Raw genomic sequence first — 1,505 nt, forward strand, 5'->3', positions numbered from 1 at the left:
GTTGTCTTCAAGTGAGGTTGTTCGGTGATGATGAAGAAGCTCATAAGCGCAGTGGCCGGAGTCGCCTTCATCGCGGCTGCCGCAGTGGGCGTGGTGGGGGGAACGCAGGACCCCGGCTGGAACTCGGCCCCGGCGGACGTACTGGCCGCCGACCCGGGCTGGCACCTCGCGCCCGCCGACGTGACGACCGCCCTTGCCGACCCGGGCTGGCACGTCGCGCCGGCCGAGCTCGACGACCCCGGCTGGAGCTAAGCGGGCACATGAACGTTCCCGACGACCCCAGGTTCCGACGCGAGATGGCGAGCGCCTACCGCTCGGGGTGGCACTTCATCGATCTCGTCACCGCGGTGCCGCACCGTGGCGAGTCGTTGATGGTCACCCTCTTCGGTGAGCCCATCCTCGTGAGGCGCGAGGACGACGAGGACATTCGCGCCTACCGCTGTCTGCGCCGTCCCCGCGGCGCCCCGCAGCCCATCCGCTGTGCCATCCGGTACGGCATGATCTTCGTCAATCTCGACCAGCGGGACCACCAGCTGATCGAGGCCGAGACCATCACCGCCACCCCCCGCAGTGCCTGAGCGATTCCCCCGTCGTTACAAGTCGCTCAGGCACTTCCCCCACACAGCGGCGCCATCGCGGACCTGAAACGCGATGGCGCCGCTGTGCTGCGCCCGCGTTTTTCCCGCCCGCCCGGGCGCCGCGTGCCGCCGCGCGTCAGGCACGGCCCATCGCCCGGGTGAGGGCGATCTCGATGACGACCCGGTCCGGGTTCGGGCTGGGCGTGCGGCCGTAGCGCTCGGCGTAGCGGGCGACCGCGTCCGCGACCGTCTCCGCGTCCGTGCGGATGCGCGCGACGCCCTCCAGGGTGGCCCAGCGCCCCTTGTCGACCTGGCAGACCGCCACGCGCGCCCCGTCCGCGCCGGCCGCCAGGACGTTGGCCACCTTCCGGCTGTTCCTGTTGGTGATGACCCGCGCGATGCCCTTCTCGCCGCCCTCCGGGTCGTACGTGACGCCGACCGCGACCACGTGCGGGGTGCCGTCCGGGCGGGGTGTGGTGAGCGTGCACATGTGGTACTCGCGCCAGAAGGCGAGGTACGAGTCGCTGGGGTTGCGCGGATCGGTGGCCATGCCCCGGAAACTACCCCCGGCGGGGCTCCCGGCTGCACCTTGAGTGGAATAGACTCAACTTTGTGTACGTTGGAAGGGTCAGAGAAGAGGGACATCCCGCAGGACCCACGACGTCGAGGAGGAGCACCGCACGTGGACGCCGAACTGACCAACAGGAGCCGGGACGCGATCAACGCGGCCACGAGCCGCGCCGTGTCCGACGGACACCCGGATCTGACCCCCGCCCATCTCCTGCTCGCCCTGCTGGCAGGTCAGGACAACGAGAACATCACCGACCTGCTGGCCGCCGTCGAGGCCGACCAGGCCGCCGTCCGCGCGGGCACCGAGCGGCTTCTCGCCGCCCAGCCCAGCGTCACCGGGTCCACGGTCGCGCCTCC

4 protein-coding genes are annotated in these 1,505 nt (G+C 70.8%); 3 read left to right on the top strand and 1 reads right to left on the bottom strand.

The annotated features are described in order from the left end of the window. Positions 1-27 precede the first annotated feature (27 nt). Together RIF68_RS36350 and RIF68_RS36355 are read left to right on the top strand one after the other, a co-directional pair. Positions 28-252, top strand: coding sequence for a hypothetical protein (locus tag RIF68_RS36350; protein WP_309056037.1), 225 nt, complete (start codon positions 28-30; stop codon positions 250-252). A gap of 8 nt (positions 253-260) precedes the next feature. Continuing rightward, the gene (locus RIF68_RS36355; protein WP_309056039.1) at positions 261-578 is read left to right on the top strand and encodes a (2Fe-2S)-binding protein; all 318 of its coding nucleotides are present in this window, start codon (positions 261-263) and stop codon (positions 576-578) included. 136 nt (positions 579-714) lie between these two features. Here the strand turns inward: RIF68_RS36355 and RIF68_RS36360 are convergent, their stop codons facing one another. Then, the gene (locus RIF68_RS36360; protein WP_309056041.1) at positions 715-1,128 is read right to left on the bottom strand and encodes a TIGR03618 family F420-dependent PPOX class oxidoreductase; all 414 of its coding nucleotides are present in this window, start codon (positions 1,126-1,128) and stop codon (positions 715-717) included. A 132-nt stretch (positions 1,129-1,260) separates the two neighbouring features. Between RIF68_RS36360 and RIF68_RS36365 the strand changes: the two genes are divergently transcribed. Further along, positions 1,261-1,505 (top strand): Clp protease N-terminal domain-containing protein (locus RIF68_RS36365; RefSeq protein ID WP_309056043.1); only part of this gene is annotated, 245 nt, incomplete at its 3' end.

Origin of the sequence: Streptomyces sp. (assembly GCF_031178505.1) — a bacterium.
Lineage (GTDB): Bacteria > Actinomycetota > Actinomycetes > Streptomycetales > Streptomycetaceae > Streptomyces > Streptomyces gulbargensis.